Source organism: Enterobacter sp. Tr-810 (genome assembly GCF_011752765.1).
Taxonomy (GTDB): Bacteria; Pseudomonadota; Gammaproteobacteria; order Enterobacterales; family Enterobacteriaceae; genus Enterobacter; species Enterobacter soli.
The window spans coordinates 1,153,983-1,168,795 of record NZ_VWWW01000001.1; the positions used below are offsets into that span (position 1 = coordinate 1,153,983).

General features: G+C 53.7%; 19 protein-coding genes. 5 read left to right on the top strand and 14 right to left on the bottom strand.

Annotated elements, in window-relative coordinates:
* Positions 1-7: 7 nt before the first annotated feature.
* From F3J30_RS05385 to F3J30_RS05405, 5 genes are all read right to left on the bottom strand, one after another.
* Positions 8-961: a transketolase family protein gene (locus F3J30_RS05385; protein ID WP_166716418.1), complete on the bottom strand. Its 954-nt coding sequence runs from the start codon at positions 959-961 to the stop codon at positions 8-10.
* Positions 954-1,784, bottom strand: a complete 831-nt coding sequence (locus tag F3J30_RS05390) for a transketolase (protein WP_166716421.1) — start codon at positions 1,782-1,784, stop codon at positions 954-956. The genes F3J30_RS05385 and F3J30_RS05390 overlap by 8 nt, the downstream gene beginning before the upstream one ends.
* Positions 1,781-3,172: a PTS ascorbate transporter subunit IIC gene (locus F3J30_RS05395; RefSeq protein ID WP_014071120.1), complete on the bottom strand. Its 1,392-nt coding sequence runs from the start codon at positions 3,170-3,172 to the stop codon at positions 1,781-1,783. The genes F3J30_RS05390 and F3J30_RS05395 overlap by 4 nt, the downstream gene beginning before the upstream one ends.
* Before the next feature lie 22 nt (positions 3,173-3,194).
* Positions 3,195-3,467, bottom strand: coding sequence for a PTS sugar transporter subunit IIB (locus tag F3J30_RS05400; RefSeq protein WP_014071121.1), 273 nt, complete (start codon positions 3,465-3,467; stop codon positions 3,195-3,197).
* Positions 3,468-3,547: 80 nt separating this feature from the next.
* Positions 3,548-3,991 carry a PTS sugar transporter subunit IIA gene (locus F3J30_RS05405; RefSeq protein WP_014071122.1) on the bottom strand — a complete coding sequence of 148 codons (444 nt, stop codon included), beginning with the start codon at positions 3,989-3,991 and terminating at the stop codon, positions 3,548-3,550.
* A 236-nt stretch (positions 3,992-4,227) separates the two neighbouring features.
* Here F3J30_RS05405 and F3J30_RS05410 point away from each other — a divergent pair, with 236 nt between their 5' ends.
* Positions 4,228-5,247, top strand: coding sequence for a LacI family DNA-binding transcriptional regulator (locus F3J30_RS05410; protein WP_166716423.1), 1,020 nt, complete (start codon positions 4,228-4,230; stop codon positions 5,245-5,247).
* A 3-nt stretch (positions 5,248-5,250) separates the two neighbouring features.
* Here F3J30_RS05410 and yfcD read toward each other — a convergent pair whose 3' ends face one another.
* Genes yfcD through yfcF form a run of 3 tightly spaced genes read right to left on the bottom strand, consistent with a single transcriptional unit; the run spans position 5,251 to position 7,112 of the window.
* Positions 5,251-5,805 carry an NUDIX hydrolase YfcD gene (gene yfcD, locus F3J30_RS05415; RefSeq protein WP_014071124.1) on the bottom strand — a complete coding sequence of 185 codons (555 nt, stop codon included), beginning with the start codon at positions 5,803-5,805 and terminating at the stop codon, positions 5,251-5,253.
* A gap of 55 nt (positions 5,806-5,860) precedes the next feature.
* Positions 5,861-6,412 carry a phosphodiesterase gene (yfcE, locus tag F3J30_RS05420; protein WP_014071125.1) on the bottom strand — a complete coding sequence of 184 codons (552 nt, stop codon included), beginning with the start codon at positions 6,410-6,412 and terminating at the stop codon, positions 5,861-5,863.
* Positions 6,413-6,467: 55 nt separating this feature from the next.
* Entirely contained in the window at positions 6,468-7,112 is a 645-nt protein-coding gene (gene yfcF, locus F3J30_RS05425) for a glutathione transferase (protein WP_166716425.1), read from the bottom strand.
* Between the two features lie 139 nt (positions 7,113-7,251).
* On the opposite strand from yfcF, the gene yfcG reads away from it, so the two are divergent.
* From yfcG to F3J30_RS05445, 4 genes are all read left to right on the top strand, one after another.
* Positions 7,252-7,881: a GSH-dependent disulfide bond oxidoreductase gene (gene yfcG, locus F3J30_RS05430; RefSeq protein ID WP_166716427.1), complete on the top strand. Its 630-nt coding sequence runs from the start codon at positions 7,252-7,254 to the stop codon at positions 7,879-7,881.
* A 74-nt stretch (positions 7,882-7,955) separates the two neighbouring features.
* Positions 7,956-8,324, top strand: a complete 369-nt coding sequence (folX, locus tag F3J30_RS05435) for a dihydroneopterin triphosphate 2'-epimerase (protein WP_014071128.1) — start codon at positions 7,956-7,958, stop codon at positions 8,322-8,324.
* 13 nt (positions 8,325-8,337) lie between these two features.
* Complete coding sequence (locus tag F3J30_RS05440; protein WP_166716429.1) at positions 8,338-9,243, top strand: TIGR01777 family oxidoreductase; 906 nt, start codon at positions 8,338-8,340, stop codon at positions 9,241-9,243.
* A 47-nt stretch (positions 9,244-9,290) separates the two neighbouring features.
* A complete protein-coding gene (locus F3J30_RS05445) occupies positions 9,291-9,800 on the top strand; it encodes a GNAT family N-acetyltransferase (protein WP_166716431.1) in 510 nt (169 codons plus the stop codon).
* Positions 9,801-9,848: 48 nt separating this feature from the next.
* Here the strand turns inward: F3J30_RS05445 and hisP are convergent, their stop codons facing one another.
* The 6 genes from hisP to F3J30_RS05475 form a co-directional block, all read right to left on the bottom strand.
* Positions 9,849-10,622, bottom strand: a complete 774-nt coding sequence (gene hisP, locus F3J30_RS05450) for a histidine ABC transporter ATP-binding protein HisP (RefSeq protein WP_014071131.1) — start codon at positions 10,620-10,622, stop codon at positions 9,849-9,851.
* 8 nt (positions 10,623-10,630) lie between these two features.
* On the bottom strand, positions 10,631-11,347 hold the full coding sequence (locus F3J30_RS05455; RefSeq protein ID WP_008502590.1) for an ABC transporter permease: 717 nt from the start codon (positions 11,345-11,347) through the stop codon (positions 10,631-10,633).
* Positions 11,344-12,030 carry a histidine ABC transporter permease HisQ gene (locus F3J30_RS05460; RefSeq protein ID WP_166716434.1) on the bottom strand — a complete coding sequence of 229 codons (687 nt, stop codon included), beginning with the start codon at positions 12,028-12,030 and terminating at the stop codon, positions 11,344-11,346. Before F3J30_RS05460 ends, F3J30_RS05455 begins: the two co-directional genes overlap by 4 nt.
* 88 nt (positions 12,031-12,118) lie before the next feature.
* The gene (gene hisJ, locus F3J30_RS05465) at positions 12,119-12,901 is read right to left on the bottom strand and encodes a histidine ABC transporter substrate-binding protein HisJ (RefSeq protein WP_014071134.1); all 783 of its coding nucleotides are present in this window, start codon (positions 12,899-12,901) and stop codon (positions 12,119-12,121) included.
* A gap of 241 nt (positions 12,902-13,142) precedes the next feature.
* A complete protein-coding gene (gene argT / locus F3J30_RS05470; RefSeq protein WP_014071135.1) occupies positions 13,143-13,925 on the bottom strand; it encodes a lysine/arginine/ornithine ABC transporter substrate-binding protein ArgT in 783 nt (260 codons plus the stop codon).
* Between the two features lie 297 nt (positions 13,926-14,222).
* Positions 14,223-14,792 (bottom strand): UbiX family flavin prenyltransferase, encoded by a 570-nt coding sequence (locus F3J30_RS05475; RefSeq protein WP_166716436.1) that lies wholly within the window; start codon positions 14,790-14,792, stop codon positions 14,223-14,225.
* Positions 14,793-14,813: the final 21 nt, after the last annotated feature.

Here is a 14,813-nt window from a genome sequence, read left to right on the forward strand (position 1 = left end):
TTTTTATTTACAGCAGCTCTCTCGCCGCCGACACAATGTCATGTGCCGTCAGGCCGTACTCTTTTTGCAGGAAATCCTGCGTACCCACCTGGCCGTAACGCTCCTTCACGCCCACACGCCGCATCGGCACCGGACACGTCTCCACCAGCACTTCCGCGACGGCTGAACCCAGCCCGTTATGAATGCTGTGGTTTTCGCAGGTCACGATACGCCCGGTTTTCTCGGCATAATTTTTCACTAACATGCGATCAATCGGTTTCAGGGTAAACATGTCGATGACCGCAGCGCTCACCCCTTCCTGCTCAAGCTGACGCGCAGCTTCCAGCGCTTCTGCCACCATAATGCCGTTGGCAATCAGGGTAATGTCGGTTCCTTCGCGCAGCACGTTACCTTTGCCAATAGTAAACGTCGAGCCCGGAGCATAGACGCTCGGCGCCTGTTTGCGGATGGTGCGCACCCAGTAAAAGCCTTCGAGGTCGATAAGCTGGCGCAGCACGTCTTCAAACATCACCGCGTCAGTCACTTCCAGCACCACCGAATGCGCCAGGCCACGCACAATGCCCATATCCTCAAACGACATATGCGTGCCGCCGTTGTGACAGGCCGTCACGCCGGCATCAGATGCGATCACTTTCACGTTGTTGCGCTGATAATCCAGGGACATAAACAGCTGGTCAAAACAGCGACGGCTGGCAAACGCGGTAAAGGTATGCACGAAGGGTTTACGCCCGGTGAGAGACAACCCTGCCGCCGTACCGATAACGTTAGCCTCCATAATGCCGCAGTTAATCACATGCTGCGGGTAATCGCGCGCCACGCCGTCCATTGCCATAGAGCTCATCAGATCGGCTTCCAGGGCAATTATTTTGCTCCCGGCCTCAATCTGTTTTGCCACAAAACCGGCGTAGACTTTACGCATCTCTACGGCATCTTTTTGTCCTGCGGGTGCAACCTTAATCATGTGAAGCCTCCAGTTGGCGGATTGTCTCGTTGAGTGCCGCTTTGCTCTCTTCGGTCAATCGCAGGTGGTGCGAATTGCTGAGCTGTTCCAGATACGGCACCCCCTGCCCTTTAATGCTGTCGAGGATCACCACCAGCGGACGTGCATCGGCTTCAGGTATCAGGGATGTCACCTCCAGCAGCGCCGGGATGTCATCGCCTTTGACGGTCACTACGTCATAGCCAAAGGCGCGGAATTTCCCTTCCAGGTCGAAGGCGCTGATGATGTCGTCAAGTTCGCCATCAAGCTGCTGTTTGTTCCAGTCGACGAACACCGTCAGGTTGTTCAGGCGATGATGAGCAATAAACTGGAATGCTTCCCAGCACTGCCCTTCGTTCAGCTCGCCGTCACCCGCGATGCAGAAGACCCGGTTTGGCCTGCCTGCCAGCTTGTGCGACAGCGCCATTCCACCCGCGATGGAAATCCCCTGCCCCAGTGAACCGGTGGTGGCATCCACACCGCGCGTTTTGAGCCTGTCCGGATGGCTTGGCAGGCGTGTTCCGTTCTGGTTCAACGTACTTAGCTCTTCAACCGGGAAGTAGCCCTTAATCGCCAGGGTGCTGTATAGCGCCGGGCCAGCGTGCCCTTTCGACAGCACAAAATAATCCCGCTCTGGCCAGTCGGGGTCGGCCGGGTCAATTTTCATTACCGCCCCGTACAGCACGGCCAGCGTTTCGACCACCGACATACTGCCGCCATAGTGACCAAAACCTAGCTGCGTCAGTGATTTCAGGGTTTCAACGCGGATATCACGCGCCAGTTGGGTGATTTCAGTTACATTCATGATTTGGCTCCGGTGTTTTCCTGCGCATTACCGCCCGCAGATTTGTTTTTAGCGAACACGTTGTACGCCACCAGCAGCGCGAACAACGCAACAACAAGCCCGGTGATCGCCATTGGCGACAGGAAGCGTGCGAGGTTGCCCAGCACAATCCCGACCGCGCCGAAGTCAGCGTCCGAGAAGGTGGTGTTGGCAAAACCAATCGCTCCCAGAACCGGCAGCAGCAGTACAGGCAGGAAGGTGATCAACAGGCCGTTGGCAAACGCGCCGATCATGGCCCCACGACGCCCACCGGTTGCATTACCGAACACGCCCGCCGTTGCCCCCGTGAAGAAATGCGGCACCACGCCTGGCAGGATCAGCACCCAACTGAACTGACCGCAGATGAACAGCCCAACCAGACCACCGAGGAAGCTGAACAGGAAGCCAATCAACACCGCGTTTGGCGCATACGGGTAGACCACCGGGCAGTCCAGCGCTGGGCGCGCATTCGGCACCAGTTTTTCCGAGAAGCCGGTAAAGGCCGGGACAATTTCTGCCAGAATCAGACGCACACCTTGCAGGATAATGAACACACCAGCCGCAAAGGTAATCGCCATGATGATGGCGTACACCAGGTAGTTCTGGCCGCCGCTGAAGGTCGCCTCTACGTATTCACGCCCGGCACTGACTGCCATGATCAGGTAGATAATCATCATCGTCAGGGAGATAGAAATGGAGCTGTCACGCAGGAAGCTGAGGTTCTTCGGCAGGTTCATCTCTTCGGTTGAACGCGAACCTTTGCCGAACTTGCTGCCAATCCAGCCTGAAAGCACATAGCCAAGCGTGCCAAAGTGGCCGAAAGCGATGTCGTCATTACCGGTGATACGCTTCATATAACGCTGCGCCAGCGCCGGGAAGAACGCCATGACCAGCCCCAGGATCAGTGAGCCGGTGAACACCAGGCCGACACCTTCAAACCCTGCTACCGTCAGGATCACGCCAATCATGCACGCCATATAGAAGGTATGGTGTCCGGTCAGGAAGATGTACTTCAGGCGGGTGAATCGCGCGACAATAATATTCGCCACCATCCCGAAAGCCATAATCAGTGCCGTGGACGCACCGTATTTCTCCAGCGCAATAGACACAATGGCTTCGTTATTCGGGATAATGCCCTGAATAGTGAAGGCATGTTCAAACATTCCGCCTAATGGATTTAACGAGCCCACCAGTACCGTTGCCCCGCCGCCCAGAACAATAAAACCCAGGATGGTTTTAATTGTGCCTTTAACGACATCGGAAAATGCTTTTTTCTGCGCAACCAAACCAATAAGCGCAATTAAGCCAACCAGCACCGAAGGGACTTTTAAAATATCAACAACAAAATTCAGCGTTTCAAGGATAAACATATCCACCTCGCCTGATCAGGGTTTATTGTTTCGCGAACCAGGCACGCAGTTGCGTTTCGAGTTCGTTGATATCGATGATGTTATTGATCACCACCAGCTGGCTTTCCGGCACGCTGGCACTGGCCGCAATGTCTTTTGCCATCACAAACAGATCGGCGGCGCCCGGCGTGGCGGACGAGAGATCGGAGTGTTCGACATCCGCGTCAATTTCCAGCTTCTTAAGCACCTTTTTAATATTCATTTCGACCATAAAACTACTGCCCAGGCCAGAACCGCAAATAGCCATGATTTTCATTGTTATCCCCTTTTTTGAGTAGAGTACGTCCCATCACGCTTTCGCGTAATGTTGTGACTTATCGGTTTAAAATAATTAAATCAGAAGCGGTCGATAATCTTTTTAATATCCTCCAGCGTATTCGCCTGATGCAGCTCAGCCATATCCTCGTCGCTGGAAAATAACTCCGCCAGCGCAGATATCATTTCAATATGACTATGTTTATCGGGGGCAGCCAGCATAACGATCACATCAACGGGATCGAATTCTCCGGCGCCAAATGAGACTCCATGTTTAAGTTTTAATAATGACAGGCCAAGTCCTTTTGCCCCCTCTTCTGGCCGTGCATGTGGCATAGCCAGCCCTGGTGCCAGCACATAATAGGGTCCGAGCTTATGGTGCTGCTCAACAATTGCCGTCACATATTCTGGCGCGATCACCTGCATGTCGAGCAACGGTTTTGCACACAACTCCAGCGCCTGAGGCCAGCTTTCTACGCTGTCCTGAAGGGTGATGGTTGTATCATATATCCAGCTTTTGAGCACTTTGCTCTCCCGGTGTTACACAAAAGATGAGCAAACTTTATTCAACACCTGAATACTTGACTGCGATCATGATCACAAAGATAGCGCTACCAATCACTAACATTCAGAATTGTGATAGCGCTATCAAATTGTAATCAATGTGTGAAATCACAGAAAATAAAGGGATTTAAGGCGTATACTGCCTCTCACGTAAAGCGAAGGATGAAATGAGTCGCGACTGGTCAGCAGGAAGGTGTATGTCTCTAACCCGAAAACGACGTAGTACCGGTAAAGTGACACTTGCCGATGTTGCACAACTTGCTGGTGTGGGCACGATGACCGTGTCCCGTGCGTTACGCACACCCGAACAGGTTTCCGATAAACTACGTGAGAAAATTGAAGCCGCTGTGCAGGAGTTGGGGTATATGCCCAATCTGGCAGCAAGCGCGCTGGCATCGGCCTCCTCATGGACGATTGCGATGGTTGTTCCCAATCTTTCCGAAGCAGGTTGCTCGGAAATGTTCGCCGGTTTACAGCAGGTACTGCAACCCGCTGGCTACCAGATAATGCTGGCAGAATCTCAGCATCGTCTTGAACAAGAAGAGAAATTGCTCGAAACCTTGCTGGCGTCAAACATAGCCGCCGCAATTTTACTCAGCGTTGAACATAGCGATACCGTGCGCCACTGGCTGAAGAATGCCTCCATTCCGGTGATGGAAATGGGGGCGATGCGTGCCGACCCTATCGATATGAATATCGGGATCGACAACGTGGCCGCCATGTATGAGCTGACGGAGATGCTCATCCAGCGCGGCTACCAGAACATCGGCCTGCTGTGCGCCAACCAGGAGCAGTGGATATTCCAGCAACATTTGCAGGGCTGGTACAAAGCTATGCTGCGCCACCATATGTCGCCTAATCGGGTGATTAATGCCGCCATGCCGCCTAATTTCTCCACCGGCTCGGCGCAGCTGCCTGAGTTTTTACTGGCCTGGCCTGAGCTGGATGCACTGGTGTGCGTCTCGGACGAGTTGGCCTGCGGGGCGTTGTACGAATGTCAGCGTCGCCGCATCAAAGTGCCGGACGAGCTGGCGGTGGTCGGGTTTGGTGATAGCGATGTGAGCCGGGTTTGTCAGCCACCGCTAACCACAATGGCCGTGCCACATCGTAAGATTGGTATTGAAGCGGGAAAAGCGCTGCTGGAACGTCTCAATGACGGAGACTGGAGCGATCATAAACCTATCGCCTCCAGCCTGTGTTTACGCGAGAGCTGCTAAGGCTTATTCAGCCTCTTCCTGTTTCTCTGGTTTTGCGGATTCGTTGTTGGCGTTGCGGCTCATCCACAGCGCCAGCGCTTTTAACGAATCGGGGGTGAATTCGTCGCAGCGGGCGGTGATCTCTTCCGGGGTCATCCAGCTCACTTCGCTGACTTCTTCTTCCTGAAGCGCGAACGGCCCATGGGATACGCAACTGAACAGCCCGCCCCAGACGCGGCAGTTTTCGTCTTCAAAATAGAACTGACCGTGCTCGGCAAACGGCACGCCCGCAATACCTAACTCTTCTTCAGCTTCACGACGCGCAGACTCCAGCAACACTTCATCTGCCTGAACGACGCCGCCTGCAGTGGCATCCAGCATTCCGGGGAGAAAATCTTTGGTGTCCGTGCGACGTTGTACCAGGATTTTGCCCATACCATCATGAACCACGATATACGTTGCACGGTGGCGCAGACGCTCTGCACGCATTTGCGCGCGGCTTGCCTGCGCGATCACTTCATTGTCTTCGTTGACAATGTCTACCCACTCTGTACTTGCCAAATGACTCTGCTCCACCATCGGGAAACCTTTTCGTCTGAGCGCTCTTACGGCGCGTTTGCAGTTGAGGTGTAACTTACGGATTAATCGTTACCTGCGCAATAACTTGCTGATCATTAAGTGCGATAACGCTTAACGTATTCTCATCCAACATGCCGTAGCTCGCCGGATATCCGCCTTTCGGAATGCTCACCGAACCGGGGTTAAAGTGATAAATCTCCCCACGTTTTTCCGCCACCGGAATATGAGTATGACCATAAACCAGGACATCGCCAGCGGCGAGCGCAGGGAGATTGTCCGGGCTAAAAAGATGGCCGTGAGTCAAAAAAAGACGACACTTTTCCAGCAGAACCTGCTGCCAGGGTGCGGTCATGGGGAAATGCAGCAGCATCTGGTCAACTTCGCTGTCGCAATTACCGCGAACCGCAATAATACGCCCAGCAACCGTGTTGAGCTTCTCAGCCACCTGCGCAGGGGCGTACCCCTCCGGTAGCGCATTGCGCGGGCCATGGTTTAACACATCGCCCAGAATAACCAGCCACTGCGCCCTGCTCTGTGCGAACAGAGACAACACTTGCTCTGTTGCGGGCAGCGACCCGTGAATATCCGACGCAAACATAAGTTTCATCAGCCACTCCTCTGGAAAACAGACTGCCCTATCATACCTGAAGCCTCAGGTCTTATCAGCCCGCACGCTTAGCGGAGAGTGCCACAAAGCGCTGTACTGACGCGCGCTGCCACTGGAATGTTGCATAATCCACCAGCAACTGAGGAACCTCGTCGCCGTTGAGAATAAGCCGGTTCAGCATCAGTGCCAGATCGACATCGGCGATACACCATTCACCAAACAGATTCGGATTACCGTGCGCCAGCAGCGACGATGCGGTATCGATGAGTTTACGTGCACTGGCAAGACCTTCTTCACTGAGCGCCGGTTTTTTCACCCCGGCAAAAACCACATCGGTGGAGCGTTCCACACGGATCGGCACCAGATCGCTGCGTAGCCACGCCTGGATCTGACGCGCACGCGCACGCTTCTGGAGATCGTGCGGGTAGATACGTTCCCACTCTGGCGGCGCAAACCGGTCTTCCAGGTATTCCGCAATCGCCGACGATTCGCTGAGCTCGAACCCGTCAATTTCCAGTACCGGCACGCGGCGGGTCAGCGTGTAACCCTGCCATTCAGGTTTCAGGTGGGCGCCACTGTTCAAATCAACGGTTTTAAGCGTAAACGACAGCCCTTTTTCGGCCAATGCGACGTACGCGCTCATCACATACGGGGAAAAGAAATCGGCATCGGACCACAATGCAATTGCAGGTTGGTTCATAATTTCCTCATCGACTGACTGGTTTTCACTCAACATATAATCTCTTTGCTTCCCTGTCACTTGATGAAAACTCACGATTTACAACAAGCACCTATACTCGTTTTTATCGCCCGGCACTTTGTCATAACAGGAGATGAGCATGATAGACCTCTACTATGCCCCTACCGCGAATGGTCATAAGGTCACCCTCTTTCTGGAAGAAACAAAACTGGATTACCGGATCATCCGCGTCGATATCAGCAAGGGCGACCAGTTCAGACCGGATTTTCTGGCCATCTCACCCAATAACAAAATTCCTGCCATCGTTGATAATGCGCCAGCGGACGGCGGCAGACCGCTTAGCCTGTTTGAATCAGGCGAGATACTGCTGTATCTGGCAGAGAAAACCGGCAAGCTGCTCAGCGGTGAATTGCGTGAACGCCACCACACACTTCAATGGTTGTTCTGGCAATCGAGCGGGCTCGGCCCCATGCTGGGGCAAAATCACCATTTTAATGCTTTCGCGCCGCAGCTCATCCCCTACGCGATAGAGCGCTATCAGGTTGAGACTCAAAGACTTTATGGCGTGATGAATCGTCGGCTGGAAAAATCACCCTGGCTCGGTGGCGATCATTACAGTATTGCCGACATTGCCTGTTGGCCGTGGATCAACACCCACGAACGCCACCGTATCGACTTAGCCACTTACCCTGCGGTGAATAACTGGTTCGAGCGCATCCGCACGCGCCCGGCCACCGAGCGCGCCCTGCAAAAAGCGCAGCAGATTTAAACACCTGCCCCTCTTGGGCAGGTGTTATATCCTCATGTATCATAGAAGAAATAATGACACGGAGAAGACCTGCAATGTCGCAACATGACGCTATTATTCGCATCAAAAACTTACGCTTACGCACCTTCATCGGTATCAAGGAAGAAGAGATCGCCAACCGCCAGGATATCGTCATCAATGTGGCTATCCACTACCCGGCCGAAAAAGCCCGCGCCAGCGAAGACATCAACGACGCGCTGAACTATCGCACCATTACCAAAAGCATCATCCAGTACGTTGAAAACAACCGCTTCTCTTTGCTGGAAAAATTAACTCAGGATGTGCTCGATATCGCACGCGAACATCACTGGGTCACTTATGCTGAAGTAGAGATCGATAAACTTCACGCCCTGCGTTACGCCGACTCAGTCTCCATGACGTTAAGCTGGCAACGCCAGGCGTAAACCTGGAGGTTGTATGAAGATTCTGCTGACTGGCGGCACTGGTCTGATTGGAAGCCATCTCATTCCTCGCCTGCAAGCGTTACACCATGAGATAACCGTTGTCACCCGTAGCCCGGAAAAAGCACGTCAGGTGCTTGGAACTGGGGTCGACATCTGGAAAAGTCTGGCAGAACAGCAGAATCTTGACGGCTTTGACGCCGTTATCAACCTTGCAGGCGAACCCATCGCCGACAAACGCTGGACGGAAGAGCAAAAACAGTTGCTGTGCAGCAGCCGGTGGAACATCACCGAAAAGCTGGTTGAGCTTTTCCGCAACAGCCATACCCCGCCAGCCGTGTTTATTTCCGGCTCCGCTGCCGGTTATTACGGCGATCTGGGTGAAGTGGTGGTGACCGAAGAGGAACCACCGCATAACGAATTTACCCATAAACTCTGCGCCCAGTGGGAGCGCATCGCCTGCGCCGCGCAGAGCGAAAATACCCGCGTGTGCCTGTTGCGAACCGGCGTGGTGCTGGCGCCAAAAGGCGGCATTCTGGCGAAGATGCTCCCCCCCTTCCGGCTCGGCCTGGGCGGGCCTATCGGTAACGGTCGTCAGTATCTTGCCTGGATCCATATCGACGATATGGTAAACGGCATTCTCTGGCTGCTGGATAACGATCTGCGCGGGCCGTTCAATATGGTGTCTCCGTACCCGGTGCGTAATGAACAGTTTGCTCATGCGCTGGGTCATGCGCTTCATCGCCCGGCGATATTGCGCGTACCGGCCACGGTAATCCGCTTAATGATGGGCGAAGCGTCTGTGCTGGTGCTCGGCGGGCAACGCGCGCTGCCAAAACGGCTGGAAGCGGCGGGATTCGCGTTCCGCTGGTACGACCTGGAAGAAGCGCTGGGGGATGTGGTGGGTAAAGCCCATCCCTAGATTGTGGTAAAGTGATACACCCGTATCCTTCGCAAGGCGGCGTAATTATGGCAACAATCACTACACCCCGGCTGCACCTGACTCCTTTCGAACCCTCTGACTGGGCGTTTTTCCGCACCCTGCGGGAAGACCGCGCCATCATGCGCTATATGGCTGCCATCGCCCCGGAAAAAGAGACACGTCGCGTGTTCGCGGCACGCCTGACCGCGCCGCATGTTTTTGTGATCCGTATGCATGATGATGATACCCCGCTTGGCGATATAGGCCTGCAAATCAGCGCGGTAAACCGTGAGGAAGCGGATATCGGCTATACGGTGGTGCCTGCGGCGCAGGGAAAAGGGATCGCCAGCGAAGCGCTTCGTGCGGTGTGTGAGTACGCCTTTAACCAGACGGGCGTGAAGGCGGTTAATGCCTATGTGCTGGCGGATAATGCCGGGTCGGTACGGGTGTTAGAAAAAGCGGGTTTTGTGCGTACGCAGGTGCTGGAAAAAGCGTATGAGATTGACGACGTTCGGTATGACGACTGGGTATATCGGCTGGAGTGTAGTTCGGTCTGATGCCCTCACCCCAACCCTCTCCCACAGGGAGAGGGAGAAGGGCAAAACTTACTTCAACGACCCTTTCAGGAACTGCTGCAAACGCGGGCTCTGCGGGTTCGCTAATACCTCATCCGGATGTCCTTGCTCTTCAATTTTCCCCTGATGCAGGAAAATCACGTGGTTTGATACGTTACGGGCAAAGCCCATTTCGTGTGTCACCACCACCATCGTTTTCCCCTCTTCGGCCAGCTTCTGCATAATACGCAGCACTTCGCCAACCAGTTCCGGGTCGAGCGCGGAAGTCGGTTCATCGAACAACAGCACTTCCGGCTCCATTGCCAGCGCGCGGGCAATGGAAACACGCTGCTGCTGACCACCGGACAAATGCACCGGGTACTTCATCTGCTGGCGCTCATCAATACCCACTTTCGCCAGGTATTTGATCGCGCGTTCGCGTGCTTCCTGCTTGCTTAAGCCCAGCACCTGAACCGGTGCTTCCATCACGTTCTCCAGCACCGTCATGTGGCTCCAGAGGTTAAAGTGCTGGAATACCATCGTCAGGCGGGTACGCAGCAGGCGCAGCTGGTTTTTATCCGCCACTTTCAGCTGGCCGTCTTTATCACGCACCAGGTTGATGTTCTGGCCGCTCACCACGATGGAGCCTTCACTCGGCTTTTCGAGGAAGTTAATGCAGCGCAGGAAGGTACTTTTACCCGAGCCTGATGAGCCGATGATACTGATCACGTCGCCCGCATTAGCCTGCAACGACACCCCTTTCAGCACTTCATGTTCGCCGTAGCGTTTGTGCAAGTCGATAACGTTTAGTTTGTTCTCAGCCATCATAATTCTCAGTGCGTCGAAGAAGGTTTTATATGCTGCAACCAGCGTTTTTCAGCCTTGCGGAACAGGCTAATCAGGACATACGAAATAATCAAATAGAGTACTGCCGCAATGCCAAACGCGGTAAACGGCTGATAGGTCGCGGAGTTAATATCGCGGGCGATTTTGAGCAGATCCGGTACGGTGGCCGTAAACGCCAGCGCGGTCGAGTGCAGCATCAAAATCACTTCGTTGCTGTATGCCGGCAGCGCGATGCGCAGTGCCGATGGCAAAATAATGCAACGATAAAGCTTCACGGAAGAGAACCCGTACGCGCGCGCGGCTTCGATTTCACCATACGGCACCGAGCGAATAGCACCGGCGAAAATCTCGGTGGTATAGGCGCAGGTATTCAGCGTTAAGGCCAGCACCGTACAGTTCAGACCGCTACGGAAGAAAGCATTCAGCATCTCAGTGCCTTTTACGATCTCCAGGGTGTACATACCGGAATAAAACACCAGCAGCTGCACGTATAGCGGCGTACCGCGAAACACGTAAGTAAACAGCCAGATCGGGAACTGGATAAATTTATTGTTCGACACGCGGCCAATGGCAAGAAACACCGCCAGAATGCCGCCCATCACCACCGACGAAATCAGCAGCCACAGAGTTATCGCCACACCGGTAAAGCGATAGCCATCCGTCCACAGCAGCGATTTCCAGTATTCCTGAATAATCTCAATCACAGGTCAGCCCTCTTCACACCCACGGAGTAGCGACGTTCGAGCAGAAGCAGCACACCATTGGAGACGGTCGTAAAGACCAGATAGATAACGCCACAGACCACGGCAAAGTAGAACGGCTCCCAGGTACTCTTACCGGCAAGCTGGGTCGCTTTAACCACGTCTTCCAACCCAAGCAGAGAAACCAGCGCGGTCGCCTTGAGGATAACCTGCCAGTTGTTGCCGATGCCCGGCAGCGCGTAGCGCATCATGGCCGGGAACATGATCCGGCGAAATGTTTGTGAGGAGGTAAAACCGAACGCGGTCGCCGCTTCAATGTGCCCTTTCGGCACGGCCATGTAGGCACCGCGGAAGGTTTCCGTGAAGTACGCGCCGTAGATAAAGCCGAGGGTAATAATACCGGCCACCATTGGGTCGATATCAATTTGCTCCATGCCGATGGCGTCTGTCAGGCTATTCAGTGCAATCTGGAGGCCGTAAAAAATCAGCAGCATCAACACCAGATCAGGAACACCGCGAATCAGCGTGGTATAGCCTTCAAACAGCAGCGCCAGAGGTCTGCTCGCCGAAAGCTTTGCCCCCGCACCCGCCAGGCCTATCAGCACCGCCAGCACCACGGAGCTGATAGCCAGCTCAAGGGTGACCAGCGCGCCTTGTAAAATAACGCCAGAAAATCCGTACAGCATACCGCGTGCCCTGTCGTATCGTGAGTAGTGAAACCGTGTCTTTTCCCCTCCCTTATCGGGAGGGGGCGCACGTTATATGACGGGGTGATTAGCCGCCGTACACGTTGAAATCAAAGTATTTTTTCGCCAGTTTTTCGTAAGTACCGTCAGCACGCATTTCTGCAAAGGCTTTGTTCAGTGCTTCACGCAGTTCGTTGTCTTCTTTGCGCAGACCCATGCCGGTGCCCACACCAAAGAGTTTCACATCCTTAATGGACGGACCGCCGAACTTGTAATCTTTACCCACAGGCTGTTTCAGGAAGCCTTCGCTTGCGGCGACTTCATCCTGGAATGCGGCATCAATACGGCCCGCCGTCAGGTCAGCGTAGATATTTTCCTGGCCCTGATAAGAGACAATTTCAATCCCTTTCGGCGCCCAGTGCTCGTTGCCGTAGGTTTCCTGAGTGGTTCCCTGCAACACGCCCACGCGTTTGCCTTTCAGTGATTCAATCGTTGGCTGGATATCAGACGCTTTTGCCACCACCAGGCGAGAATCCGCAGCGTAGAGTTTGTCCGTGAAGGCAATTTCCTGCTGGCGTTTTTCGGTGATAGAGAGAGAGGACATGATCACGTCGATTTTTTTCGCTTTCAGCGACGGGATCAGCGCATCCAGTGGGTTTTCAACGTAGGTACATTGCGCTTTGATACGTTTGCACAGTTCGTTGGCCAGATCGATGTCAAAACCGACCAGTTCCCCTTTCGCATTCTTCGATTCGAACGGGGCATAGGTTGGATCAGTACCAATACGAATTTTCTGCGGAATGGCAGCGAAAGCCGCGGTTGTGCTGGAAACGGCCAACACCAGAGAAAGTGACAATATCAGTTTTTTCATATCTATCCTCAACAGACTGGATTCTTACGGGATTTTTTACTACGACGGGGTGGCCCTAATGTGCCATTAATCGCCTCCGCAAGGCAAAAGATAATGCCCCATCAGTGGGATTTTTTGCATCATGAGTGCTTAAGTATGCATTAACAGGCCAATAACTGACCGCCAATGCACCATAATGGTTCACCGACACCCGCAACGCACCATGACAGCCCCCTGCCATGGTGCATTCCCGTCACAGCGATTAATCGCCGTATACGTTGAAGTCGAAGTATTTCTTCGCCAGTTTGTCGTAGGTACCGTCTTTACGCAGCTCGGCAAAGGCTTTGTCGAACGCTGCTTTCAGCTCGGTATCGTCTTTGCGCAGGCCAATACCGGTGCCGTCACCAAAGTATTTTTTGTCTTTAACAGACGGGCCAGCAAATGCGTAATCTTTACCCGCAGGCTGCTTCAGGAAGCCTTCGCTTGCGGCCACTTCGTCCTGGAACGCCGCATCCAGACGGCCTGCCGCCAGGTCAGAGTAGATCAGATCCTGGTTCTGGTAAGCCACCACGTCCACGCCCTTCTCACGCCAGTTTGCATTGGCGAAGCCTTCCTGGGTTGAGCCCTGAAGAACGCCTACATGCTTGCCTTTCAGCGAGTCGATGGTCGGCTGGATTGGGGAGCCTTTCGCGGCAATCAGACGGGAGTCTGCGGCGTAGAGCTTGTCAGAGAAGGCAATCTCCTGCTGACGTTTTTCGGTGATGGAAAGAGAGGAGATAATGGCGTCAATTTTCTTGGCTTTCAGTGACGGGATCAGCGCGTCGAAGTCACTGCCCACCCATGTGCATTTCACCGCAATGCGTTTGCACATTTCATTTCCCAGATCGATATCAAACCCAACGAAATCGCCTTTCGCATCCTTGGAAGAGAATGGCGCGTAGGTTGCGTCTGTACCGATACGTACTGTCTGTGGAAGTGCCGCGTAGCTACCTGCTGCTGCACTTAACCCCACGAGCAAAGACAGAGCCAAAACCGTCTTCTTCATACATTTACCCTCAAGTACCGTGATTTTATTATGTATTGTGTTGTGTGTTGTGTGTTGTGTTGCAGGCTTCTCTTGCAGGTCTTATGCCACATTGCCGTCTGGTGAAAAAATCGACGTTAAATATGTTAATAAAACGTTGCGATATTGCCTTAATGGTGAAAGATAGCAGGTCTGCCGAACGAACCGGAAAGAGAAAAAGGGAAAAAACGAATTAAATGTTGAGGATATGATCGCGGTTGCAGTTTTGCCCTGAAACAGGGCAACTTGTCTTTTCATGCACGCTGCTGGTGCACAGATTCAGGCGCCTTGCCAGCGCGTGAAAAGGTCTTCGGGCAGGTCGATATCAAACTGATCCAGCACGCGGTTAACCGTTTGATTAATCACATCATCCAGAGACTCCGGGCGATGATAGAACGCCGGAACAGGCGGCATAATGACGGCACCCAGCTCTGCCGCCTGGGTCATTAAGCGCAGATGCCCCAGGTGCAGTGGCGTTTCGCGTACGCATAATACCAGCGGGCGGCGCTCTTTCAGCACCACATCCGCCGCGCGCGTCACCAGCGTGTCGGTATAGCTGTTAACGATGCCGGAGAGGGTTTTGATTGAGCAGGGCAAAATCACCATTCCTGCCGTTTTAAACGAACCCGAAGAGATGTTGGCCGCGATATCACGGGCATCGTGAACCACATCAGCCAGAGACTGAACATCGCGCAGGGAGAAATCGGTTTCGAGGGAGAGCGTCTGACGCGCCGCCTGGCTCATCACCAGATGGGTTTCCACTTCTGCCACATCACGCAGTACCTGCAACAGACGGACGCCGTAAATTGCGCCGCTGGCACCGCTTATCCCTACAATGAGTCGTTTCATGATTTTTGCCCTTGCCGATTT